We start from the raw sequence: 24,118 nt of genomic DNA on the forward strand, positions 1-24,118 counted from the left end.
TCGGCGTGGGCAACGTGGTGGCAGGCGTTGGCGGCGGTGCTGCTGTTCGACCCTTTGGCGGTCTTGGGTGTGGGAACTTGGCTGTCTTTCGGTTTGGTGGCGGCCCTGATATGGGCGTGTTCGGGGCGTTTGCACAAGGGGAAACAGCAAACCGCTTTGTGCGGGCAGTGGGCGGCTTCGGTGTTGTCGTTGGTTTTGCTCGGTTATCTGTTTGCTTCGCTGCCTTTGGTCAGCCCTTTGGTCAATGCGGTGGCGATTCCGTGGTTTTCTTGGGTGTTGACCCCGCTGGCGTTGCTGGGTTCGGTCGTGCCGTTTTCGCCTTTGCAACAGTTGGGGGCATTTTTGGCGGAATACACTTTGCGGTTTTTGGTGTGGCTTGCCGATGTGTCGCCCGAGTTTGCCGTTACCTCCGCACCTTTGCCGCTGCTGGTGTTGGCGGTGTGTGCCGCTTTGCTGTTGTTGCTGCCGCGCGGCTTGGGTTTGCGTCCGTGGGCGGTGTTGCTGTTGGCAGGGTTTGTGTTTTACCGTCTGCCCAGCGTGCCGGAAAATGAGGCTGCGGTTACGGTTTGGGATGCGGGGCAGGGTTTGTCGGTGTCGGTTCAGACGGCAAATTATCATCTTTTGTTTGACACCGGAACTGCATCGGCGGCACAGACGGGGATTGTGCCGAGCCTGAATGCGGTGGGTGTCCGCCGTTTGGACAAGCTGGTTCTGTCGCATCACGACAGTGACCACGACGGCGGTTTTCAGGCAGTCGGCAAGATACCGAACGGCGGGATTTATGCCGGGCAGCCGGAATTTTATGAGGGGGCGCGGCATTGTGCGGAACAGCGTTGGCAATGGGACGGCGTAGATTTCGAGTTTTTGAGGCCGTCTGAACGCAAAAACATCGATGATAATGGGAAAAGTTGTGTTTTGCGTGTTGTGGCGGGCGGTGCGGCACTGCTGGTAACGGGCGATTTGGATACGAAGGGCGAGGCGGAGTTGGTTAAAAAATACGGCTCAAACCTGTACAGCCAGGTTTTGGTGTTGGGACATCACGGCAGCAATACGTCCTCGTCGGGCGTGTTCCTCAATGCCGTCTCGCCCGAATATGCCGTTGCTTCAAGCGGTTATGCCAACGCCTACAAACATCCGACCGAAGCGGTACAGAACCGTGTCCGCGCACACGGCATCAAGTTGTTGCGGACGGATTTGTCGGGCGCGCTGCAATTCGGCTTGGGACGCGGCGGCGTGAAGGCTCAACGTTTGAGAGGGTATAAATTCTATTGGCAGAAAAAACCGTTTGAGTGAATGGGAAGGCTGGTGCCGGAACGGAAAATGTCGTCTAAAAGGACTTCAGACGGCATTTTGGCGTTAACGCCGGTTCGTGTCGGCAAGGCATATCGTTTGATTTTCAGTGTGCGTCAAAAACAGAAAGGGCATTGCCGTTAACGGTAGGGAGAACCGTTGGGTGAGCGGAAAGGTTTGCGCCGGAACATAAAATGCCGTCTGAAACGGTTTCAGACGGCATTTCGAGGATGGGCTTAATGCCAGTAACGCCACCAAGGCATATCGTCGGGCTGCCAGGCGTGCGTCAAAAACGGGCTTTTCGGAAAGTTGGCTTCCAAAACGCGGTGTGTGTCGGCGGCAAGCTGGGGCTTGTCCAATTTCTTGTAGGCAAGTTCCAATATGGCCAGTGATTCTTCGACATAGCGTGTATTTTGATAGCTGCCGATAATTTTTTGGGCGCGGTTGGCGGCGGCGATATATGCGCCGCGTTTCATGTAGTAACGCGCTACCGACATTTCATTGCCGCCCAAAGCATCGACCAGTTTGATCATGCGTGCGGTCGCATCGGCGGCGTATTTGCTGTTCGGGAAGCGTTGGACGAGTTCCGCAAAGGCCTGATACGCTTCGCGGTTGGCTTTCGGGTCGCGGTCGGACCAGTCTTGCGAGGCCAGCTTGTTCAAGAAAGACTGATCTTCGTTGAACAGTACCAAGCCGCGCAGATACAGCGCGTAGTCCATATTCGGGTGTTGAGGGTGAAGGCGGCGGAAGCGGTCAATGGCGGCCAGCGCCTTATCCTTCTCATCATCTTTATAGTAGGCGTATGCCGTATCCAGTTGGGATTGCTGGGCATGGCGGCTGGTAGGGAAGCGCGATTCCAAGATTTCGTATAATTTGACAGCTCGCGTATAATTGCTGCTGTTCAGCTCGTCCTGGGCTTCGGCATAGAGTTTTTCCACACTCCAGTCTTGGGTAATCTGGGCATCTTTATCTACCGTACCTTTGGTGGCACAGGCACTCAGTGCCAAACCTAATGAAACCGTTAAAAGAATTTTTTTCATGCAGAATACTTCCTTTGATAATGAATCCGATTATAGCGATGATTCAGACTTTGTGTCAGCCCCGGAAACCGAAAACTGTATTTGTCTGACTGTTCCGCTCGAGCTTGCCGGCGGGCGGTTGGATGCGGTATTGGCAAAACTTCTGCCAGACTATTCGCGCAGCCGGTTGACATCATGGATTAGAGAAGGCGCGGTTATTGTAAACGATAAACCTTCGCAACCCAAAGACAAAATGATAGGCGGTGAGCAAATCCGTGTAACCGTCCGCCCGAGTGAGGAGAATCTGGCGTTTGTTCCAGAGCCTATGGATTTGGATATTGTTTACGAAGACGATACCGTCATCGTCATCAACAAACCGGCCGGACTGGTCGTCCACCCGGCCGCGGGAAACTGGAGCGGTACCCTGCTCAACGGCCTGTTGGCGCATTGCCCCGAGCTGTCCCAAATCCCGCGCGCGGGTATCGTACACCGTTTGGACAAAGAAACCAGCGGCCTGATGGTGGTCGCCAAAACCCTGCCGGCGCAAAATTCCCTCGTGCAACAGCTTCAAGAGCGCACGGTCAAACGCATCTACCGCGCCGTCGCCAACGGCATCGTTCCCTTTGACGGTAAAATCGAAACCCAAATCGGACGCGATCCGCACAACCGCCTGAAAATGGCGGTGGTCAAATTCGGCGGCAAACCAGCCGTTACCCACGTCAAAGTGTTGGAACGCTATCTTGCCCACAGCTACATCGAATGTTCGCTCGAAACGGGTAGGACGCACCAAATCCGCGTCCATATGCGCGAAGCCAACCATCCGCTGGCCGCCGACCCGGTTTACGGCAACCTGCGCCATCCGTGCAGCGAACCGGTGAAAGAAGCCGTTAAAAGTCTGGGCGCGCGTCAGGCATTGCACGCCTACCGCTTGAGTTTCGTCCATCCGAAAACCGGCGAAACCGTTTCCTTCGAAGCCCCGATTCCCGACGATATGTATCACCTGCTGTCCGTATTGCGCCTCGAAGCCGGTTTGGATTCCTCCTTGGACAATGAAGAAGAATGGCAAGACAAACTCGGCGCGGACGACGATGACGATTGGAACGAAGACGACTACGATGTCGAAGTGGTTTATGTAAGGGAGTGAGGCGGCTTGAAAGGCGGGGCGAACGCAGGCAGCCGAACCGGAGCAGCCGGACAATCGTCCTTGCCGATTTCAAACAAAGGCCGTCTGAAGGGGTCGGGCAGAAACCGCCGGTTTCGTTTGCCCCGTTCAGACGGCATTATGATGAAANGCGTTTAGGTTTTTTTATGTTTACCGGCTTTGGCCGCCCAATAAGTTGCCAGCAGCGAGCCGGAGATATTGTGCCACACGCTGAACAATGCGCCCGGAACGGCAACGACCGGCGCGGCGGCAAAGTGTGCGGCGGCAAGCGCGGCGGCCAGGCCCGAGTTTTGCATACCGACTTCGATGGCCAGCGTTTTTTGTGCATCATAAGGCAGGCCGGTCCATTTGGCGGCAAAGAAGCCGAGCAGGTAGCCGATGCCGTTGTGGAGTGCGACAACCGCAAAAATCAGCAGGCCGCTTTCCATAATCTTGCCTTTGCTTGCCCCGACTACCGCGCCGATAATCAGCACGATGGCGGCAACGGAAACCAGCGGCAGCGCATCGGTCAGCTTTTCGGTTTTACTGCCCAAAACCTTATGGACAATCAAACCCAAAACAATGGGGAGCAAAACCATTTTGACGATGGACATCAACATACCGGCTGCTTGGATTTCCAGCATTTCACCGGCAAGCATCAGGAAGATGGCGGGAGTCAGCAATGGGGAAATCAGGGTGGAAACAGACGTAACGGCAACCGACAAAGCCACATTGCCACGCGCCAGATAGGTCATCACATTGGAAGCCGTACCGCCCGGGCAGCAGCCGACCAAAATCACGCCGACCGCGATTTCGGCAGGCAGGTTCAACAGTTTGGACAGCAGCCAGGCGGTTGCCGGCATAATGGCGAATTGTGCGATTACGCCGATGATGACGGCTTTGGGATGTTTGAACAAAATATCGAAGTCGGAAGGTTTGAGCGTCAAACCCATACCAAACATAATAATGCCCAACAGCCAAGGAATATAAGGCCCCGCCCATTTGAAGGTGTCGGGCGCGAAAAAAGCGGCGGCGGCAAAGAGCGCGGCCCAGAGGGAAAATGTTTTTCCGATAAAGCTGCTGATTTTACTGAGGATATTCATAATAATGCGTTGCGTGTTTGTTTTTAAGGGAAGGCAAGCATACACGCCTTAACCCTAATTTGCAAAATGACCGTGCCTAAACAATGCCGTCTGAAAGTGGAGATTGGTTTTCAGACGGCATCGCCCGAGAGGTGTCGGAAATGGACTTTATCCCCATTCCTTTTCGGTTGAAACCCGTCTGTTTATGGCGATAGAATCTAATCGGAGGGTAGTCTCGTTCGGGCAACACGCAGTGCGGTGCTTGATGTGCCATCCCCTGTTGAAACATATAATATAAAGCTCGGAGAAAGCATATAAGGGCATCATTCCTCCACCGGCAAGAATCCGAACCTGAACGTTTGAAAACAATCCCGAATCTCCGAATTCCCGCCTGTGCGGGAATGACGAAAAAACAAGCATCCATTTGCCCCGAAGGCAGTTAATCAACCCTTTCCGCCACACACCTATTCCAATATCCAATGAAAACCATCACAGAAACCCTAAATCTTGCCCCGAAAGGCAAAAACTTCCTGACCGCCGATTGGCCCGCGCCCGCCAATGTGAAAACCCTGATTACTACGCGCAACGGCGGCGTGAGCCAAGGTGCGTATCAGAGTTTGAACCTCGGTACGCACGTCGGCGACAATCCCGAAGCCGTGCGCCGCAACCGCGAAATCGTGCAACAGCAGGTCGGATTGCCCGTTGCCTACCTCAATCAAATCCACAGTACCATTGTCGTCAATGCTGCCGAAGCATTGGACGGCACGCCCGATGCGGACGCTTCCGTGGACGACACGGGCAAGGTTGCCTGTGCCGTGATGACTGCCGACTGTCTGCCCGTTCTATTTTGCGACAGGGCAGGTACGGCGGTTGCCGCCGCACACGCGGGCTGGCGCGGTTTGGCGGGCGGCGTATTGCAAAACACCATTGCCGCGATGAAGGTTCCGCCCGTCGAAATTATGGCGTATCTCGGCCCCGCCATCAGTGCGGATGCGTTTGAAGTCGGACAGGATGTGTTTGATGCGTTCTGCACGCCCATGCCCGAAGCCGCCACCGCATTTGAAGGCATAGGCGGCGGCAAATTCCTTGCCGACCTTTACGCGCTCGCCCGCCTGATTCTGAAGCGCGAAGGCGTGGGCGGCGTGTACGGCGGCACGCATTGTACGGTTTTGGAACGGGATACTTTCTTTTCCTACCGCCGCGACGGAGCAACGGGGCGTATGGCGAGCCTGATTTGGCTGGACGGCAATGCCGTCTGAACACGCCGCTGATATAATTTACCGATTTTGTGCTTTTGAGAAAGGCAAGCGATGAACAAACTGTTTCTTACTGCCGCAGTGCTGATGCTGGGCGCGTGCGGTTTCCACCTGAAAGGTGCAGACGGCATTTCTCCGCCGCTGACCTACCGGAGCTGGCACATCGAAGGCGGACAGGCATTGCAGTTTCCTTTGGAAACCGCGCTGTATCAGGCTTCGGGCAGGGTGGACGATGCTGCCGGCGCGCAGATGACCCTGCGTATAGACAGCGTTTCCCAAAACAAGGAAACCTATACCGTTACCCGTGCGGCAGTCATCAACGAATATCTTTTGATATTGACGGTTGAAGCGCAGGTATTGAAACGCGGCGAGCCGGTCGGCAAACCGATGACCGTGTCCGTCCGCCGCGTTCTTGCTTATGCGGACAACGAAATTTTAGGCAAACAGGAAGAAGAAGAAACCCTGTGGGCGGAAATGCGGCAGGATGCCGCCGAACAAATTGTCCGCCGCCTGACCTTTCTGAAGGCGGAATGACGTGGTGGCACATATCGGACGCATCGATACGGACACGCCTTTGAAATCTCTGTACGTCATCCATGGCGAGGAAGAACTGTTGCGTATCGAGGCATTGGACGCATTGAGGGCGGCGGCGAAGAAACAAGGTTACCTCAATCGGGAAGTTTATACGGCAGACAATGCCTTCGATTGGAACGAACTGCTGCAAACCGCAGGCAGTGCGGGTCTGTTTGCCGATTTGAAACTGTTGGAACTGCATATCCCCAACGGGAAACCCGGCAAAACCGGCGGCGAGGCGTTGCAGGATTTTGCCACCCACCTGCCGGAAGATACGGTAACGCTGGTTTTACTGCCTAAACTGGAGAAAACCCAGCTCCAGTCCAAATGGTTTGCCGCATTGGTGGCAAAGGGGGAAGTGTGGGAAGCCAAACCGGTCGGTGCGGCGGCTTTGCCCCAATGGATACGCGGACGGCTGGACAAAATCGGTTTGGGTATCGAGGCAGACGCATTGGCACTGTTTGCCGAGCGCGTGGAAGGCAATCTGTTGGCGGCGCGTCAGGAAATCGACAAGCTCGCGCTGCTGTATCCGAAAGGGCATACCGTCAATATCGATGAGGCGCAAACCGCCGTTGCCAATGTTGCTCGCTTTGACGTTTTTCAGCTTGCCGGCGCATGGATGAAGGGTGATGTGCCGCGCGTATGCAGGTTGTTGGACGGATTGCAGGAGGAAGGCGAAGAACCGGTACTGTTGCTGTGGGCGGTAGCCGAAGACATCAGGACGCTGATCCGTCTGGCTGCTTCCTTAAAACAGGGGCAGAGTGTCCAATCCGTACGCAACAGTCTCAGACTTTGGGGTGAAAAGCAGACGCTCGCTCCGATTGCGGTTAAACGGATTTCCATCTCCCGCCTGCTTGACGCGCTTAAAACCTGTGCCAAAATCGACAGGATTATCAAAGGTGCAGAAGAGGGCGATTCATGGGCGGCGTTCAGACAACTCGTCATTTCACTGGCAGAATAAAGCGGCAATCCCTAAAATCCGAAAATACTGTAAAATACCGTTAATCCTGAAAAGTATTCACCAATCCGTCCGAAAACATTTCAGACGGCACGACCACCTCAATAAAGGAACATCAACCCTATGGACAATAAGACCAAACTGCGCTTGGGCGGTCTGATTTTACTGACTACCGCCGTTTTAAGCCTCATTATCGTATTGATTGTCGATTCCTGGCCGCTTGCCATCCTGCTTGCCGCCATCATCGTCGCTGCCGCCGCGGGCGGTTTTGTTTGGACCAGCCGCCGTCAGCAGCGTCTGTTTGTCGAACGTCTGAAAAAATTCGATATCGATCCGGAAAAAGGCAAAGTCAATGAGGCCAACCTGCGCCGTATGTATCATAGCGGCGGACAATACCAGAAGGATGTCGTTACTTTAATCTGCCTGTCACAAAAATGTTCGGTGGACGAGGCGCACGCTATGTTCAAAAAACGCCCGACACGTCAGGAAATCAATCAAATGGCGGCAAAACAGTCGCGCGGTCAGAAACGTCCGCACCGTTAATCGTCCGAGGCATATCTGTATGAATGCCGTCTGAAACCCGCCGGTGTTTCAGACGGCATATTCCGACTGAAAAGATGATGATACTGAAAACCGCCCCGCTCAAACGCCGCTTTGCCGCCATGCTGTATGAGATGCTGCTGGTCGGTGCGGCAACCTGTCTGGCGGCATTGCTTGCCGGCATTGCCGCCATTTTCCTCAATCCCGTCTCCGCCGCGCTTTCGGCATTGGTTACGAGCATCCTGATTGTCAGTTCGTGGTGGCTTTATTTCCGTGCCAACTGGCACGGGCAGGGACAGACCTTGGCGATGAGGACATGGAGGATAGGCTTATGCGATGTTAACGGTATGCAGCCGTCTCTACACTTGCTCCGCCTGCGTTTTATTTGGGCATGCATATTTATCGTATTCATCCCTATGTTAGCCTATGCCGGATTACGCCACCTGCTCGGTATTTCACCCAAGGATGCATTCGGTGCGGCATTGATTTGGCTGATTTTACCGTGGGGGTTCGCACTGCTGAATCCCGATCGGCAGTTTCTGTATGATTTTCTTGCAGGAACAAGATTGGTGGAGGTCAAAGGAAAGCCTTAAGCCTTTATACCGCAAAGGTTTCAAACTGAAAAAATGCCGTCTGAAAGGGCTTTCAGACGGCATTTGGTTATCGGGGAAACCGATTATTCGATATTTTGCACTTGTTCCCGCATCTGCTCGATTAAGACTTTCAGTTCGACAGAGGCTCGGGTGCATTCGGCAGCAATAGATTTGCTGCCCAAGGTGTTGGCCTCACGGTTTAATTCCTGCATCAGGAAATCCAAGCGTTTTCCGCTGCTGCCTTTGTGTTCGGTAACGATGCGGCGTACTTCGTCGATATGCGTGCGCAGGCGGCTGAATTCTTCGTCGATGTCGGATTTTTGAATAAAGAGGGCAAATTCCTGTTGCAGCCTGTCATTATTGATGTCACCGACTGCTTCGACGAGGCGCGAGCGGATTTTTTCTTTATGTGTTTCCAACAGGGTAGGAAAGAGTTCGCTTAATGCATCTATGATTTCTTCCATGCTTTGAAGGCGTTGTAACAGGTGCTCGCCTAATTTCTTACCTTCCCGCTTGCGTGCGGCAGTGAAGTCTTTTAACGCTTTTTCGGTCAGTTCGGTAATGCTTTTTGCCAATTCTTCCGTATTTTCCCTTTGGCTTGCCAATACGCCGGGAAAACGTAAAATATCGGCAACCCCCAATTTTGCCAGGTCATGATGTTTACGGAGGGTTTGGTTGATTTCTGCAAGTTGTCCGACCAAGTCGTGATTCAGTTCCAAAGATTGGTTTCTGTTTTCCGTATCTTGAATTTGGATTTTGCATTCAACTTTGCCGCGCGCGATATGGGATGAAATTTTCTCGCGGATACCGCTTTCCAAATGGCGCAAATCATCCGGCATCCTGATTTGAATATCTAGAAAACGGTGGTTGACCGCACGCAGGTCGAGATTGATGCGTTTGCTGCCGCATTCTCCTGCCGTATTGGCAAATCCGGTCATACTGTGAATATGGATGGTTTTGCTCATTTTCTCCTCCGAAGTCCATTAAAATATAATCAATATATCACATCTGTATGGGACTAAGTGCTTCAGGATGTGAAAAATTAAAGATTTGGCGCGCTATATGGGCACCATGAGCTCTTGTCGCTGCAAGAAAGGGATGTGTATCAGACAAAACTTCCAAAATTGGAACAGGCTATGGGTGTCTTTACCAAAATAATTTTGACAAGCCATTGGTTGAAAGTACTGATTTATACAGACTTGATTGTGGTACAGGCAATTTATCAATTCGGTCAATCTTTCTGAGAAACAGCTTATATGGCAGTGTCTGATTCATGTTGGTTTTTTAATTTCGGCAATTGCAACGGCGTGGACGGATAAAATCGTGTACAGCACGACACACAAGCCTCATTGGGGTTTCTATTATAAAAAAACACCCGACAAGCCGACTTGTCGGGTGTTTAATTATGCCTATTTCAAACCGCTTCGGCTTCTTCGGTCAGGAAACCGCGCAGTTTCTGCATGGCTTTCGCTTCAATCTGGCGGATGCGCTCGGCAGATACGCCGTATTCGGCGGCAAGCTGGTGCAGCGTCAGACCGCCGTCATCTTGAAGCCAGCGGCTTTCCACAATACGGCGGCTCCTGTCATCCAGTTGCGCCAAAGCATTTTGCAGGCCTTCTGTTTGCAGCGCGTAATGTGCCTGTTTCGACAGTTGGCGGCTCGGTTCGGAATCGTGGTCGGCAAGCCAGTCGATGGGGGCGAAGCTGTCTTCGTCATCGCTGTTGTCCGCCATGATGGCGATGTCGTGTCCGGTCATGCGCTGTTCCATTTCCAGTACTTCGGAAAGTTTGACACCCAAATCATCGGCGATTTCCTGTGCTTCTTTAGGAGACAGGGCATTCAGGTTTTTACGCATGCTGCGCAGGTTGAAAAACAGCTTGCGTTGCGGTTTGGTGGTGGCAACGCGGACAAGGCGCCAGTTCCTCAGGATGAATTCGTGAATTTCCGCTTTAATCCAATGCACGGCAAATGAAAACAGGCGCGCACCTCGACCTGGCTCGTAGCGTTTGACCGCCTTCATCAGACCGATATTTCCTTCCTGAATCAGGTCGGCCTGATTCAGTCCGTAGCCGTCATAGCCGCGTGCAATGGAAACAACCACACGAAGGTGGGACAGGATAAGTTGTTTGGCGGCATTGAGGTCGCCTTTGCGTTGGCGTTCTGCAAGGTGCGTTTCTTCGTCCAATGTCAGCATGGGGATGCTGTTGACGGTGTGGATGTATTGTTCGAGGCTGCCGTTGCCGCTTTGGATGGCGGGTAATGCGAAAGCGTTATTCATTTGGGGCATTTCCTTTCGGCTGTAACCGCAGGTTTGCGGTCGGGTGTTTGGATACAGTATATCACTGCTTGGATTGTGTTTTGTACGTTTGATAAAAGATATGCGGTAGGGGTTGATAAATAGGGAAATTTTATCTCTGATTTTGATTGATTTTTTAAACCTGATATTTTAGGTCGATTTGGATATTATATTACATTCGGTTCTGTATGTAAATAGTATCATGGAAAAGACTGTCCGTTTTGGCGGACAGTTCCGGCATTAGGATTTTTTGTTGCGGAATATGAAAAGTATCAGTGTGATAAGGGTCAATATTCCTATCAACGGCCATGAGCTGCCGGCTTTCATATAGGGCGTTTCACCGGTATAGCCTTTGATGTGTCCTTCCAATATGGTTTCGGTATCGGGTTGTGCTTGGGCAATGATATTGCCTTTGGGTGAGATGATGGCGGTTGCCCCTGTGTTGGTTGCGCGAACCATATAACGGCCGAGTTCCATGGCGCGTGCCTGGGACTGCTGTAGTTGCTGGTACATGGCGTTGGATTTTCCATACCATGCCATGTTGCTGATGTTGGCAAGCAGGGTGGAATCTTTTGCAGTAGTAATCAGTTCGTCGCCGAAACCGTCTTCGTAGCAGATGTTGAAGGCGACTTTTTGGTCTTTCATTTGAAGGGTGGGTTGGTTGTCGCCGCCTTTGTGGAAGTCGGAAAGGGGCATGTCCATCATTTTGTAGAGTAGCGTGGTCAGAAAGGGCAGAGGTTTGTATTCTCCAAAGGGGACAAGGTGGTTTTTGGCATAATAGGGTATGCCGTTCGGATTGTTTTCTTGATAGCCGGTCAGGTTGATGACGGCATTTTCGTAGCCGCTGCCGTCTGAAGTGTATTGGCTGATGCCTACGGCGAGTGCGCTGCCGTTGTTTTGTGCCTGTTCGGCAAATTGTGCCAGTATGTTTTCCGGCAGGTTCTGACGCATGACGGGAATGGCGGTTTCGGGCATGATGACGATGTCGGCAGTGGTTTTGCCGACTTGTTCGTAATATTTTTGTATGGTCGGGATAACTTGGTCTTCACGCCATTTGAGGGTTTGTACGACATTGCCTTGTAGGAGGGCGACGGTTCGGGTGCTGCCGTCCGGACGGGTAAAGTCGGTTTGCTGCGCGGTATAGCCGACGGTAATCAGAATGGCAATCAGGATAATCGGAAACAGGCGTTTCCGGGGGGGAATGCTGCCGTCGCTTGCCAAAACCAACCATGTGCTGAGGAAGGCGGTTGCCAGCGTAACCATATGGATGCCGCCCAAAGGGGCAAAACCGGCGAGCGGGCTGTCTGAAACGATTTGCGAGTAGCCCAGTGCGCCCCAGCCGAATCCGGTCAGAAGGCGCTCGCGGGCAAACTCGGTCAGTGTCCACAAAACCGGCAATGCCAAGCCGGTTTTTATGCTTCGCGGCAGGGTAAATTTTTTCCATAACCAGAAACAGAGTGCCGGATAGAGGGCAAGGTAGGCCGGGAGCAGGAAGGTCAGCGGTACGGCATAGAGGTTGGGGAGTCCGGAAATGTCGTGGAGGGCGGTGTGTATCCAGTAGAATTGTGTCGAATATGCAGTCAGTGCGAACAGGTAGGCGGATGAAACGGCAAAGCGCGGACGCAGTTCGATGAGTCGGACAAATGCGCCGAAAATCAAGGGCATCAGCCAAAAGTGGTAGTAGGGTGCGAAGGTAAAGGGGGTAGCGGCGGCAAAGAGGATGAGCAGGGGCCAGTAGAGGGAGGGGTGTTGCCAGTATTTGTCTAGTTTGGGAAACATGGGTATCTGTCTGTTTGGAGTGGTGCCGTCCGAGCGTTTTTCAGACGGCATGGTGCATCGGAAAGGAGTTCAGTGTCTGCGGAAACAATTTATCAGAGGCAGTACGGCGGCACAGGCAAGGGAACCTGCTGCCAGTCCGATCAAGAGGTCGGACAGGTGGGATATCCATCCGCTGTCCCAATGGTGTGTGTGGAGGAAGTCATGTAGGAAACCCAGATTGTGGGAAACCAGTCCGCCGCCGACAAGGAACATGGCTATCGTGCCGGCGATGGCCAATCCGCGCATAAACCAAGGCATAAAGGAAATAAGTGTACGTCCTGTCCGGCGCAGAAGGTTTTGCGGCCGCTTCATCAGCAGTATGCCTAAGTCGTCAAGTTTGACAATGACGGCGACTAGGCCGTATACGAAAACCGTCATGCCGATGCCGATTGCCGCCATAACCAGCGAACGTGTCAGCAGCCCGTATTGTCCGACCGTACCCAGTGCGATAATGATGATTTCTGCAGAGAGGATGAAGTCGGTACGGATAGCGCCTTTGATTTTTTCCTGTTCGTCCCCGCTTGTGGCTGTTTCTGCTTCAAGATGTACGTTACGGTGGAGGAATTTGTGCAGCAGTTTTTCAACGCCTTCAAAACACAGATAAATACCGCCGATGGTCAGGAGCGGGGTGATTGCCTGTGGTAGGAAGGTGGAAAGCAGCAGCGCGGCAGGAATGAGGATCAGTTTGTTGAACAGTGAGCCTTTTGCCACAGCCCATATGATTGGCAGCTCGCGCTCCGAGGATATGCCTGCAACCTGATTGGCATTGAGTGCCAAATCGTCGCCGACCACGCCGACGGTTTTTTTTGCGGCAGTTTTGGTCATAAGCGCGACATCATCCAGTACGGCGGTGATATCATCCAAAAGCGTAAACAGTGAGGCAAAAGCCATGGTTATTCCGAAATGAAGGTACACATCCCGATATTATATAGGAGAATGGCCGGTGTGAGGTTCGGATGGAATAATGAGAGCTTAAGCAGCCTGGCTGTAATGATGTGGGAAGAGGGCGGAATTTTCGGAAAGGATTGTGGGATATTGAGTTTTTTTGAACCCTGATTCTATGGGTTTTAAGGGTGGTTGGTCATTTGGACGGGATATACAGGCTGCCTTTACCGGGAAGGATACCGTTATTTTCGCGCCGGGGTTAGAGTACGCAGCATCCTGTCGGCATAATGACGGTTGGTGGTCTTGTAAGCCTGATTTTGTTACGGCAAATTTTGCCGACCGGTTTTTATCGGGTGAGATTTTGTGCGGGTGGTCGGTGTATGCGGTTTTCCAGTTCGGGATGGGGTTGGTATGTGTCTGTATTGCTTTTGGACACGCCGCCATCCTGACGGCGGAATGGCAATATCGGTTCTGCCGGTTTGAAAGTGCCGTATTGGGATATTTTGGTTTAAATGCCGTCTGAAGTCGGATTGGGGGATTTCAGACGGCATCTTGCTAAGGTTAAGGTTTTTTGTTTTTTGCCTGTTTGACGTCTTTTTCGGTAATCGTGCCGCCGCCATTGTCGAAGGCGTTCATGATGTAGGTGGCGACGGCGGCAATATCGGTATCGCTGATGGCGGTTGCTGGCATAAAACCGTTGTAGGTTTTGCCGTTGACCTTAATGGTGCCGTTGATGCCTTTAACCATGCTGTGCAGCAGGACTTGCGGTTTTTTCATAATAAAATCGGAACGGTAAAGCGGAGGAAACACGGCCCCCCGTCCTTCTCCTTTTTTCCCATGGCAGGCGGCACAATTGGATTCGTAGGTTTTTTGCCCATTTGCCGCCTGGGAGGAATCGGCGGCAGAAACGGTGGTATAGAGTAAGCCCAAAACCAGGGCGGGCAGCAGTCGGATTATGTTCATCGGGTTGTCCTTTTGATGGTTGCGTCCAAAGCCATCATATAGTGGATTAACTTTAAATCAGTACGGCGTTGTCTCGCCTTAGCTCATAGAGAACGATTCTCTAAAGTGCTCAAGCACCAAGTGAATCGGTTCCGTACTATCTGTACTGTCTGCGGCTTCGTCGCCTTGTCCTGATTTTTGTTAATCCACTATACCTGAAAGTGAGATGAAATGCCGTCTGAAAGATTATTTTCAGACGGCATTTGGATATGGGTCAAACGATTGTTTTAATACCAGCCACCAAGGTTCTCTTTTGCAAGCCCGGCGAGCGCGCCTATCCAGTCGGGATTATCGTTGAGGCAGGGGATATAGCGGTAGTTTTTACCGCCTGCTTCGTAAAACTGTTCACGCCCCATTAGGGCAATTTCTTCCATGGTTTCCAAACAGTCGGCCAAAAAACCCGGACAAAATACATCCAGTTCGGTTACGCCTTGTTTGGGCAGTTTGTTAAACAAATCCTGAGTGCTGGGTGTAATCCATTTTGCCCTGCCGAATTGGCTTTGGAAAGACACGACATATTCGTCTTCGGTCAGATTTAGTGCTTCTGCAAGCAGTTTGGCGGTATGGCGGCATTCGTCTGGATAGGGGTCGCCGAGGTTGAAGTGCTTTTGCGGAATGCCGTGAAAGCTCAGCATCAGTTTCTTGCTGCGGCCGTATTCTGCCCAATATCGGAGAATATGGTTTTTCATTGCATCGATATAGCCCGTGTCGTCATAGAAGCGTGAAACAGTCCGTATGCTCATTTGGTTCCGTTGCAGCAGTAATTGTTCGCATACCTTGTCCACGGCGGCTCCACTGCTTGATGCGGCATATTGCGGATATAGTGGGATAATCAGCAGCCTGCCTACACCCTGTGATTTCAGTTCTGACAATACATCCGCCACCGAAGGGTTACCGTAGGTCATGGCATGACGGACAATCAGGCCGGGCATTTGTTCGGCAAGTGCGGCTGCCTGACGTTCCGTATAAACTTCTAAGGGAGAGCCTTCTTTAAACCAGATTTTTTCATAGGCGTGCGCACTTTTCTTAGGACGCAGCGTCAGTATCAGGCCACGCAAGATTGGTTGCCACAACAGCTTCGGCAGTTCCACTACGCGTTGGTCGGATAAAAAGTCGCGCAGGTAAGGTTTGACGGCTTGCGCGGTCGTAGCATCCGGTGTGCCGAGGTTAAGCAGTAAGACGGCGGTACGGTTTTGGTCGATGTAGGGAAGGGAGGGTTCTGGCAGGAAGCGGGGCATGGTCTGTTTCTTTGATGTGTATTGATGATATTAGATGTCTCTTTGTGCAAAAGGCCGTCTGAAAAACCGAGGGACAATCAAGATAAATGTTTTCAGACGACCTTGATAAGCATGGTTAAATCTCAATCCACGCCTCGTGCGCGGTTCTCATGGAATTGCGCTTGCCAATCGGCAAATTTCCCTTGTTCGATGGCTTCGCGCATTTCTGCCATGATGACTTGGTAGAAGTGCAGGTTGTGGATGGTGTTGAGCTGTGCGCCCAAGATTTCGCCGACTCGGTGCAGATGGTGCAGGTAGGAGCGGCTGAAATTCTGACAGGCGTAGCAGGTGCAGCTTTCGTCTATCGGACGCTTGTCGGGCTTGTGTTTGGCGTTTTTGATTTTCAAATCGCCGAAACGGGTAAACAGCCAGCCGTTACGCGCATTGCGGGTAGGCATAACGCAGTCGAACATATCCACGCCGTGTGCCACGCCGTATACCAAATCTTCAGGCGTACCGACGCCCATCAAGTAATGTGGTTTGTGTTCCGGCAGGATAGGGCCGACGGCGCGCAACATGCGGTACATTTCGGGCTTAGGTTCGCCAACAGACAAGCCGCCGATGGCCAAGCCGGGGAAATCGAGCTCTTCCAAGCCTTTCAGCGACTCTTCGCGCAAATCTTCATACATCGCGCCTTGTACAATGCCAAACAGCGCATTCGGGTTTTTCAGGTCTTCAAAAGCCTTTTTGCTGCGTTCCGCCCAGCGCAGGCTCATTTGCAGCGATTTTTGCGCTTGGCTGTGCGTTGCTTCGCCAGGGGTACACTCGTCCAACTGCATCACGATGTCAGAATTCAACACAGTTTGGATTTTCATCGACACTTCGGGCGAGAGAAATAGTTTGTCGCCGTTGATCGGGCTTTGGAATGTACAGCCTTCTTCGGTCAGCTTACGCATATCGGATAACGAGAATACTTGGAAACCACCCGAGTCGGTTAAAATCGGTTTATCCCAACCGATAAATTCGTGCAGACCGCCGAATTGTTCGATGACTTCCAAGCCCGGGCGCAGCCACAGATGGTAAGTGTTGCCTAAGATGATTTGCGCTTTGATGTCATGCAGGTTTTGTGGGTTCATCGCTTTGACCGAACCGTAAGTGCCGACCGGCATAAATACCGGCGTTTCGATTTTGCCGTGGTTCAGTTCCAAAGTGCCGCGTCGGGCATGACCGTCTTTTTTGTGTAAGGTAAATTTGAGCATAAGATTTAATGTAAGTCGGGCGGCTGTGTGTAAAAACATATTTTAAGGAGCTGCATTATAAATGATTTTTTACGGTTTTTTTATAAGCCTCCCTAAATTCTGCAGGCGGCGGCAATGAAGAAACGTACATGCCTCTTGCAAAAGACGGAATGAATCGTTACAATGCAGAAATTATTTGAAGGCACGTAGCTCAGTTGGTTAGAGCACCACCTTGACATGGTGGGGGTCGTTGGTTCGAATCCAATCGTGCCTACCAAATTTCCATAACGGCTTTATGCCGTTATTTTTTAATGTTTTGGAGCTTTCTGATGTTGAACATTACCTTGCCGGACGGTTCGGTCCGCCAATATGAATCACCCGTTACCGTGGCGCAAATTGCAGCGTCTATCGGTGCAGGTTTGGCAAAGGCAACGGTAGCGGGCAAGGTTAATGGTAAATTGGTGGATGCTTGCGATCCGATTACCGAAGATGCCCATGTTCAAATCATTACGCCTAAAGACAAAGAAGGCGTGGAAATTATCCGCCACTCCTGCGCGCACTTGGTCGGTCATGCGGTCAAGCAGCTCTACCCAGATGCCAAAATGGTTATCGGCCCGGTGATTGAAGACGGGTTCTATTATGATATCGCAACTGAAAAACCATTTACGCCTGATGATGTGGCCGCTATCGAAGCGTGCATGAGAGAGTTGATTGCACAAGACTATGACGTCATTAAAGTGATGACGCCTCGTGCAGAAACCATCAAAATTTTCCAAGATCGCGGCGAAGAATACAAATTGCGTCTGATTGAAGACATGCCTGAAGTGGAAGCAATGGGCATGTATCATCATCAAGAATACGTCGATATGTGCCGCGGTCCTCACGTTCCCAATACCCGTTTCTTGAAAAACTTTAAGCTGACCAAACTGGCAGGCGCATACTGGCGCGGCGACAGCAATAATGAAATGTTGCAACGTATTTACGGTACGGCTTGGGCAAGTAAAGACGAATTGAAAGCCTATATCCAACGCATCGAGGAAGCAGAAAAACGCGACCACCGTAAGCTGGGTAAACAATTGGATTTGTTCCACCTGCAAGATGAAGCACCGGGCATGGTGTTCTGGCATCCTAAAGGCTGGGCTTTGTGGCAAGTGATTGAGCAGCATATGCGCAAAGAGCTGAATGCTGCCGGTTATAAAGAGGTGAAAACGCCTCAAATTATGGATAAAACCTTCTGGGAAAAATCCGGCCACTGGGAAAACTATAAAGACAATATGTTTGTGACCAGTTCAGAAAAACGCGAATACGCGGTTAAACCGATGAACTGTCCGGGTCATGTGCAAATTTTCAATAACGGTTTGCGCTCATATCGTGATTTACCAATGCGTTTGGCTGAGTTTGGTTCTTGCCATCGTAATGAACCAAGCGGTGCATTGCATGGTCTGATGCGTGTTCGCGGTTTTGTGCAAGATGATGCGCATATCTTCTGTACCGAAGATCAAATCGTTGATGAAGCACGTGCATTTAATGAATTGCTGGTTCGTATTTACAAACAATTCGGCTTCCATGATGTTGCTGTGAAGCTGTCCCTCCGTCCTGAGCAACGTGCAGGTTCTGACGAAGTTTGGGATAAAGCCGAACAAGGCTTGCGTGATGCATTGACCGCTTGTGGCGTAGAGTGGGAAGAATTGCCTGGTGAAGGCGCATTCTATGGTCCTAAGATTGAGTACCATGTCAAAGATGCCTTGGGTCGTTCTTGGCAGTGCGGTACCCTGCAGTTGGACTTTGTATTGCCGGAGCGTTTGAATGCCGAATATGTAACTGAAAACAACGACCGTGCGCGTCCTGTAATGTTGCACCGTGCAATTTTGGGTTCATTGGAGCGCTTCATCGGTATTCTGATTGAAAACCATGCAGGCTCATTCCCATTGTGGCTTGCGCCGGTTCAAATGGTGATTATGAATATCACCGAGAACCAAGCAGATTATTGTCGCGAAGTGGCTGCTAAATTGCAGGCTGCAGGCTTCCGTGTCGAATTGGATTTGCGTAACGAAAAAATCGGTTACAAAATCCGTGACAACAGCCAATACCGTTTCCCTTATCAAATCGTTGTCGGCGATAAAGAGAAACAAGAAAACAAAGTTGCGGTACGCCGCAAAGCAGAAGACTTGGGTTCTTTGAATGTCGATGATTTCATTGCACAATTGCAGCAAGAAATCACTGACGCCCTCGTCAATCATTAATTTTTATAGGAGTATTTATCATCGCTCAAGAACGCGAAGCACGAATCAATGGTGAAATTACCGCCAAAGAAGTGCGATTAATCAGTGAGTCAGGCGATCAGCTTGGTGTCGTTTCAGTTCGTGAAGCTCTGGCTATGGCCGAAGAGCAGGATGTGGATTTGGTAGAGATTTCCCCGACTGCCAAACCGCCCGTGTGCAAACTGATGGATTACGGTAAATACAAATACCAACAAGCCAAGAAGCGCGACGAAGCCAAGAAAAATCAGAAGCAGGTACAAATTAAGGAAATCAAATTCCGTCCGGGTACCGATGAAGGTGATTATCAAATCAAAATGCGCAACATCAACCGCTTCTTGGCTGACGGCGATAAAGTCAAAGTAACACTCCGTTTCCGTGGTCGTGAAATGGCTCACCAACAACTCGGTGCGCAACTTTTAGAGCGCGTAAAAGAAGATTTGGCGGAAGTAGCCCAAATCGAATCCTTCCCTAAAATGGAAGGCCGTCAAATGGTGATGATGATTGCGCCTAAGAAAAAATAAAGCTATAATGCAAGGCTTATTTCGATTGCCGCTCGGAATAAGGTTTAATTAGCGGTAAAAACCGTGGTATTTTGGGTTCCAAGTGTTTGAAATTTATTTCAAAACCCCTTATACCTTATCTAATAACGAATGGAGTTTTCCAATGCCTAAAATGAAAACCAAGTCTAGCGCGAAAAAACGCTTTAAAGTACTGGGTAACGGTGGTGTAAAACGCGGTCATGCGTTCAAAAGTCACATCCTGACCAAAAAAACCACTAAAACTAAACGTCAATTGCGCGGTACCGCTATGGTGGATTCACGCGATTTGGCTTCTGTTGCTAAAATGTTGCCCTACGCTTAAGGAGTTTAGAATATGCCACGCGTAAAACGCGGTGTTACCGCTCGTGCTCGTCACCAAAAAGTCTTCGCGTTAGCCAAAGGCTAACGCGGTCGTCGTAAAAACGTTTACCGTGTTGCCAAACAAGCGGTAATGAAAGCCGGTCAGTACGCATACCGTGACCGTCGCCAACGCAAACGTCAATTCCGTCAACTGTGGATCGTTCGTATCAACGCAGGTGCCCGTGAAAATGGTCTGTCTTACAGCAAATTCATGAACGGCCTGAAACGCGCTGCTATCGAAATCGACCGCAAAGTATTGGCTGATTTGGCTGTATTCGACAAAGCTGCATTTGCACAATTGGTTGAAAAAGCTAAAGCTGCTTTGGCTGCTTAATTCGATAAGATTATTTAAAAAGGAAGCTTGTGCTTCCTTTTTTCTTTTCTTAAGGAAATTCTATGTAGTTGATTTTCTTTCTTTAAGCTCTATTTTTTTATACTAATTTGCGATAAAATGGGCCTCTCTTATCAAACGGATTGGCCGTAGTAAGACAAAAGGCCGTCTGAACGGGTTTGCAATCAAATCCAACAGACGGCTTTGTTGTTTCAGACGGACTGCCATCAACAAACAGACGATAAACCACCATGGAAAATGTAAACCGTATCGTTGCAGAAGGTATTGCTGCTATTGAAGCTGCGCAAGACTTCAATGCCTTAGAACAAATTAAAGCACGCTATCTTGGTAAAACCGGCGAATTGACTGGACTTTTGAAAACTTTGGGTCAAATGTCTCCTGAAGAGCGTAAAACCATAGGCGCGCACATCAACGAATGCAAAAATCAGTTTCAGACGGCCTTTAATGCCAAACGCGATGCCCTGAATGAAGCCAAGCTGCAAGCCCAATTGGCTGCAGAAGCCTTGGATATTACTTTGCCGGGTCGTGCGCAAGAACATGGCGGTTTGCATCCAGTTACTTTGACTTTGCAACGTGTGGTTGAGCTGTTTCACGGTATGGGTTTTGAAGTGGCGGACGGTCCTGAAATTGAAGACGATTTCCACAATTTCCAAGCCTTGAATATTCCTGCAAATCACCCCGCGCGTGCGATGCAAGATACCTTCTATGTTGAAAACGGAGACGTTTTGCGCACACACACTTCGCCTATTCAAATCCGCTATATGCTCGACAAAAAAGAGCCGCCCATCCGCATTATCGCCCCCGGCCGCGTTTACCGTGTGGACAGCGATGCCACGCACTCGCCTATGTTCCATCAGGCCGAGGGTTTGTGGGTAGAAGAGGGCGTAACTTTTGCCGACTTAAAAGCAGTGTTCACTGACTTTATCCGTCGCTTCTTTGAACGCGATGACCTGCAAGTGCGTTTTCGCCCGTCTTTCTTCCCGTTTACCGAGCCTTCCGCCGAGATCGACATCATGGGCGAAAACGGCAAATGGTTGGAAGTTGGCGGCTGCGGTATGGTACATCCTAACGTATTAAAAAACGTCAATATCGACCCTGAAAAATATACCGGTTTCGCTTTTGGTATCGGTCTCGACCGCTTTGCCATGTTGCGCTACAACGTCAATGACCTGCGCTTATTCTTCGATAACGATTTGAACTTCTTGAAGCAGTTTAAATAAATTTCAGATGGTCTTTTGATAGGCCGTCTGAAAAAGTGAATAGATATTACTGATTTCGTCTGATAAAAATTTGTTTCAGACGGCCTGATAGTAGAGAAAATAATATGCAATTTCCTTATTCATGGCTGAAAACCCAAGCCAATCCTGATCTTTCTGCTGATAAACTGGAACATCTTTTGACCATGGCCGGTTTGGAAGTGGAAGAAATCGATACTGCCGCCCCTGCTTTCAGTGGCGTGGTTGTTGCCGAAGTAAAATCCGTTGAAAAACATCCTGATGCAGACCGTTTGAACGTTACCCAAGTTGATGCCGGTACGGGCGAGTTGGTTCAGATTGTTTGTGGTGCGCCGAATGTCAAGCCGGGCATTAAAGTGCCGTGTTCGTTGCCGGGTGCCGTTTTGCCGGGTAATTTCAAAATTAAGCCGACCAAAATGCGCGGCGTACCATCAAACGGTATGCTGTGTTCGACCAATGAACTGGGTTTACCTGATGATGGTGTAGACGGTCTGCACATTCTGCCTGAAGATGCGCCTGTCGGTACCAACATCCGCGAATACTTGGATTTGGACGATACGCTGTTTACGTTGAAAATTACGCCTAACCGCGCTGATTGCTTGAGTGTTAAGGGCATTGCGCGTGAGGTTTCTGCGTTGACTCAATGTGCGTTTACGCCTGTCGAAATTCAGACGGCCTCTATCGGCAGTGAGAAAAAACAGGCTGTCCGTATTGATGCACCGGCCGACTGCGGCCGTTTTATCAGCCGCGTTATTGAAAATGTCAATGCGAAAGCGGTTACTCCCGATTGGATGAAACAACGTTTGGAACGCAGCGGTATCCGCAGCATTTCCGCATTGGTGGACATTGGCAACTATGTGATGCTGGAAATCGGTCAGCCTATGCATGTTTTCGATGCTGACAAGCTGTCAGGCAGTTTGATTGTCCGCCGTGCTCAAAATGGCGAGACTTTGGCGTGTCTGAACGAGAAGACGGTTACTTTGGCTGATAATACACTGGTGGTCGCTGATGAAAAAGGTGTGTTGAGCTTGGCCGGCTTGATGGGCGGCGAGGCAAGCGCGGTTTCTGATGAGACGCAAAATATTGTGTTGGAAGCTGCTTGGTTTGCCCCGGAGATTATTGCCGGTAAATCCCGTCAATACGGTTTTGGTTCGGATTCTTCTTTCCGTTTTGAACGTGGTGTGGATTACCGCTTGCAAGCTGATGCTATTGAGCGTGCCACCGAATTGGTGGTACAGATTTGCGGTGGTGCGGCCGGTGAAATGGTTGAGGCACAAGGCAAATTGCCTGAGGCAAAACAGGTCGAATTGCGTTTAGGCCGTCTGAAAACGGTATTGGGCGTTGAAATCCCTGCTGAGCAAGTCGAAATTATCTTGCAACACTTGGGTTTGCAGCCTGAGAAAACCGAAGAAGGCTTCCGTGTCATTTCTCCTAGCTTCCGTTTCGACATCGAAATCGAAGCCGATTTGATTGAAGAAATCGGTCGTGTTTACGGTTATGAAAATATTCCTGACGACTATACTTCAGGCCGTCTGAAAATGTTGGCTTTGCCTGAAACCAAACGCCCGCGTTTTGCGGTTTATAACGAAATGGCGGCTCGCGGTTACCGTGAAGTGGTCAGCTATGCGTTTGTGGATGAGCAATGGGAGCAAGACTTTGCTGCCAATACCAATCCTATCCGCCTGCAAAATCCGTTGGCGGCGCAGTATGCCGTCATGCGTTCTACGCTTATCGGCGGTTTGGTGGAAGTTTTGCAAAACAATTTGAACCGTAAGCAAAACCGTGTACGCGTATTTGAAATTGCCCGTGTGTTCAGCAAAGATTCGGCTGATCAATTTGTTCAAAACGAACGTATCGGCGGTTTGTGGTATGGCTCCGTGCTGCCTGAGCAATGGGGCGAGAAAACACGCAATGTGGATTTCTACGATATGAAGGCCGATGTTGAGAGCCTCTTGAAAAACAAGGAAGTATCCTTTGTTAAAACCGAACATCCGGCATTGCATCCTGGACGTGCCGCCAATATTGTTTCAGACGGACGAGTAATTGGTTTTGTTGGCGAGTTGCATCCGAAATGGCTACAAAAATATGATTTGCCACAAGCTCCGCTGGTATTTGAAATCGATATGGATGCGGTATTGGGTCGTGAGAAAACCCGTTATCAGTCCGTATCCAAATTCCAACCTGCACGCCGAGATTTGGCATTTGTAATGTCTGAAGCTGTAACGCATGATGATTTGTTAAATGCCCTGAAAGCGGCGGCAAACAAGCTGGTTCAAGAAATCAGCGTATTTGACGTTTACCGCGGTACGGGCGTGCCTGAAGGCATGAAGAGCGTTGCCGTTAAAATCATTTTGCAAGATATGGAAAACACGCTGACAGATGAAGTCATCGAGCCGGTTATCGGAAAACTGATTGATGCGGCAACAGCAGCAGGAGCGCAACTGCGCGGTTGATAAATAAATA

21 protein-coding genes, 1 tRNA gene and 1 pseudogene are annotated in these 24,118 nt (G+C 50.5%); 14 read left to right on the forward strand and 9 right to left on the reverse strand.

Annotated features, from left to right (window positions below; genetic code table 11):
• Positions 1-1,293 (forward strand): DNA internalization-related competence protein ComEC/Rec2 (locus tag ACRPFF_RS07575; RefSeq protein WP_432674286.1); only part of this gene is annotated, 1,293 nt, incomplete at its 5' end.
• A 233-nt stretch (positions 1,294-1,526) separates the two neighbouring features.
• Here the strand turns inward: ACRPFF_RS07575 and ACRPFF_RS07580 are convergent.
• A complete protein-coding gene (locus tag ACRPFF_RS07580; protein WP_030002101.1) occupies positions 1,527-2,330 on the reverse strand; it encodes an outer membrane protein assembly factor BamD in 804 nt (267 codons plus the stop codon).
• On the opposite strand from ACRPFF_RS07580, the gene rluD reads away from it, so the two are divergent.
• Positions 2,329-3,453: a 23S rRNA pseudouridine(1911/1915/1917) synthase RluD gene (gene rluD / locus ACRPFF_RS07585; RefSeq protein WP_432674287.1), complete on the forward strand. Its 1,125-nt coding sequence runs from the start codon at positions 2,329-2,331 to the stop codon at positions 3,451-3,453. The genes ACRPFF_RS07580 and rluD overlap by 2 nt on opposite strands.
• Positions 3,454-3,605: 152 nt before the next feature.
• Here the strand turns inward: rluD and ACRPFF_RS07590 are convergent, their stop codons facing one another.
• Entirely contained in the window at positions 3,606-4,553 is a 948-nt protein-coding gene (locus ACRPFF_RS07590) for a bile acid:sodium symporter family protein (protein WP_432674288.1), read from the reverse strand.
• Between the two features lie 458 nt (positions 4,554-5,011).
• On the opposite strand from ACRPFF_RS07590, the gene pgeF reads away from it, so the two are divergent.
• The 5 genes from pgeF to ACRPFF_RS07615 all read left to right on the forward strand — a co-directional run bounded on the left by pgeF (position 5,012) and on the right by ACRPFF_RS07615 (position 8,452).
• On the forward strand, positions 5,012-5,791 hold the full coding sequence (pgeF, locus tag ACRPFF_RS07595; RefSeq protein WP_432674289.1) for a peptidoglycan editing factor PgeF: 780 nt from the start codon (positions 5,012-5,014) through the stop codon (positions 5,789-5,791).
• A gap of 51 nt (positions 5,792-5,842) precedes the next feature.
• Entirely contained in the window at positions 5,843-6,322 is a 480-nt protein-coding gene (lptE, locus tag ACRPFF_RS07600; RefSeq protein WP_219204237.1) for an LPS assembly lipoprotein LptE, read from the forward strand.
• Position 6,323: 1 nt separating this feature from the next.
• Complete coding sequence (holA, locus tag ACRPFF_RS07605; RefSeq protein ID WP_432674290.1) at positions 6,324-7,322, forward strand: DNA polymerase III subunit delta; 999 nt, start codon at positions 6,324-6,326, stop codon at positions 7,320-7,322.
• 120 nt (positions 7,323-7,442) lie between these two features.
• Entirely contained in the window at positions 7,443-7,862 is a 420-nt protein-coding gene (locus ACRPFF_RS07610) for a hypothetical protein (protein ID WP_432674291.1), read from the forward strand.
• 74 nt (positions 7,863-7,936) lie between these two features.
• Positions 7,937-8,452, forward strand: a complete 516-nt coding sequence (locus ACRPFF_RS07615; protein WP_183503682.1) for an RDD family protein — start codon at positions 7,937-7,939, stop codon at positions 8,450-8,452.
• Between the two features lie 83 nt (positions 8,453-8,535).
• Here ACRPFF_RS07615 and ACRPFF_RS07620 read toward each other — a convergent pair whose 3' ends face one another.
• The 7 genes from ACRPFF_RS07620 to tgt all read right to left on the reverse strand — a co-directional run bounded on the left by ACRPFF_RS07620 (position 8,536) and on the right by tgt (position 16,929).
• A complete protein-coding gene (locus tag ACRPFF_RS07620; RefSeq protein WP_432674292.1) occupies positions 8,536-9,417 on the reverse strand; it encodes a YicC/YloC family endoribonuclease in 882 nt (293 codons plus the stop codon).
• A gap of 449 nt (positions 9,418-9,866) precedes the next feature.
• A complete protein-coding gene (rpoH, locus tag ACRPFF_RS07625) occupies positions 9,867-10,730 on the reverse strand; it encodes an RNA polymerase sigma factor RpoH (RefSeq protein ID WP_432674293.1) in 864 nt (287 codons plus the stop codon).
• 258 nt (positions 10,731-10,988) lie between these two features.
• On the reverse strand, positions 10,989-12,527 hold the full coding sequence (gene lnt, locus ACRPFF_RS07630) for an apolipoprotein N-acyltransferase (protein WP_432674309.1): 1,539 nt from the start codon (positions 12,525-12,527) through the stop codon (positions 10,989-10,991).
• Between the two features lie 69 nt (positions 12,528-12,596).
• On the reverse strand, positions 12,597-13,457 hold the full coding sequence (locus ACRPFF_RS07635; protein WP_432674294.1) for a DUF808 domain-containing protein: 861 nt from the start codon (positions 13,455-13,457) through the stop codon (positions 12,597-12,599).
• Positions 13,458-14,012: 555 nt separating this feature from the next.
• Positions 14,013-14,414, reverse strand: a complete 402-nt coding sequence (locus ACRPFF_RS07640) for a c-type cytochrome (RefSeq protein WP_308031328.1) — start codon at positions 14,412-14,414, stop codon at positions 14,013-14,015.
• Between the two features lie 266 nt (positions 14,415-14,680).
• Entirely contained in the window at positions 14,681-15,691 is a 1,011-nt protein-coding gene (gene hemH, locus ACRPFF_RS07645) for a ferrochelatase (RefSeq protein WP_432674295.1), read from the reverse strand.
• A 122-nt stretch (positions 15,692-15,813) separates the two neighbouring features.
• On the reverse strand, positions 15,814-16,929 hold the full coding sequence (gene tgt / locus ACRPFF_RS07650) for a tRNA guanosine(34) transglycosylase Tgt (protein ID WP_432674296.1): 1,116 nt from the start codon (positions 16,927-16,929) through the stop codon (positions 15,814-15,816).
• A gap of 179 nt (positions 16,930-17,108) precedes the next feature.
• Between tgt and ACRPFF_RS07655 the strand changes: the two genes are divergently transcribed.
• From ACRPFF_RS07655 to pheT, 7 genes and pseudogenes are all read left to right on the forward strand, one after another.
• Positions 17,109-17,185, forward strand: a tRNA-Val gene (locus ACRPFF_RS07655).
• Positions 17,186-17,237: 52 nt separating this feature from the next.
• Positions 17,238-19,151, forward strand: a complete 1,914-nt coding sequence (gene thrS, locus ACRPFF_RS07660; protein ID WP_432674297.1) for a threonine--tRNA ligase — start codon at positions 17,238-17,240, stop codon at positions 19,149-19,151.
• Positions 19,152-19,168: 17 nt separating this feature from the next.
• Positions 19,169-19,690: a translation initiation factor IF-3 gene (infC, locus tag ACRPFF_RS07665; RefSeq protein ID WP_079453755.1), complete on the forward strand. Its 522-nt coding sequence runs from the start codon at positions 19,169-19,171 to the stop codon at positions 19,688-19,690.
• Positions 19,691-19,832: 142 nt separating this feature from the next.
• Entirely contained in the window at positions 19,833-20,030 is a 198-nt protein-coding gene (gene rpmI / locus ACRPFF_RS07670; RefSeq protein ID WP_003675505.1) for a 50S ribosomal protein L35, read from the forward strand.
• Positions 20,031-20,042: 12 nt separating this feature from the next.
• Positions 20,043-20,402: pseudogene (gene rplT, locus ACRPFF_RS07675) on the forward strand (50S ribosomal protein L20).
• A gap of 248 nt (positions 20,403-20,650) precedes the next feature.
• Positions 20,651-21,640 (forward strand): phenylalanine--tRNA ligase subunit alpha, encoded by a 990-nt coding sequence (gene pheS / locus ACRPFF_RS07680; RefSeq protein WP_003683075.1) that lies wholly within the window; start codon positions 20,651-20,653, stop codon positions 21,638-21,640.
• 104 nt (positions 21,641-21,744) lie between these two features.
• Complete coding sequence (gene pheT / locus ACRPFF_RS07685; protein ID WP_432674298.1) at positions 21,745-24,108, forward strand: phenylalanine--tRNA ligase subunit beta; 2,364 nt, start codon at positions 21,745-21,747, stop codon at positions 24,106-24,108.
• Positions 24,109-24,118: the final 10 nt, after the last annotated feature.

Source organism: Neisseria sp. SLRRB23, assembly GCF_050896295.1.
Classification (GTDB): Bacteria; Pseudomonadota; Gammaproteobacteria; order Burkholderiales; family Neisseriaceae; genus Neisseria.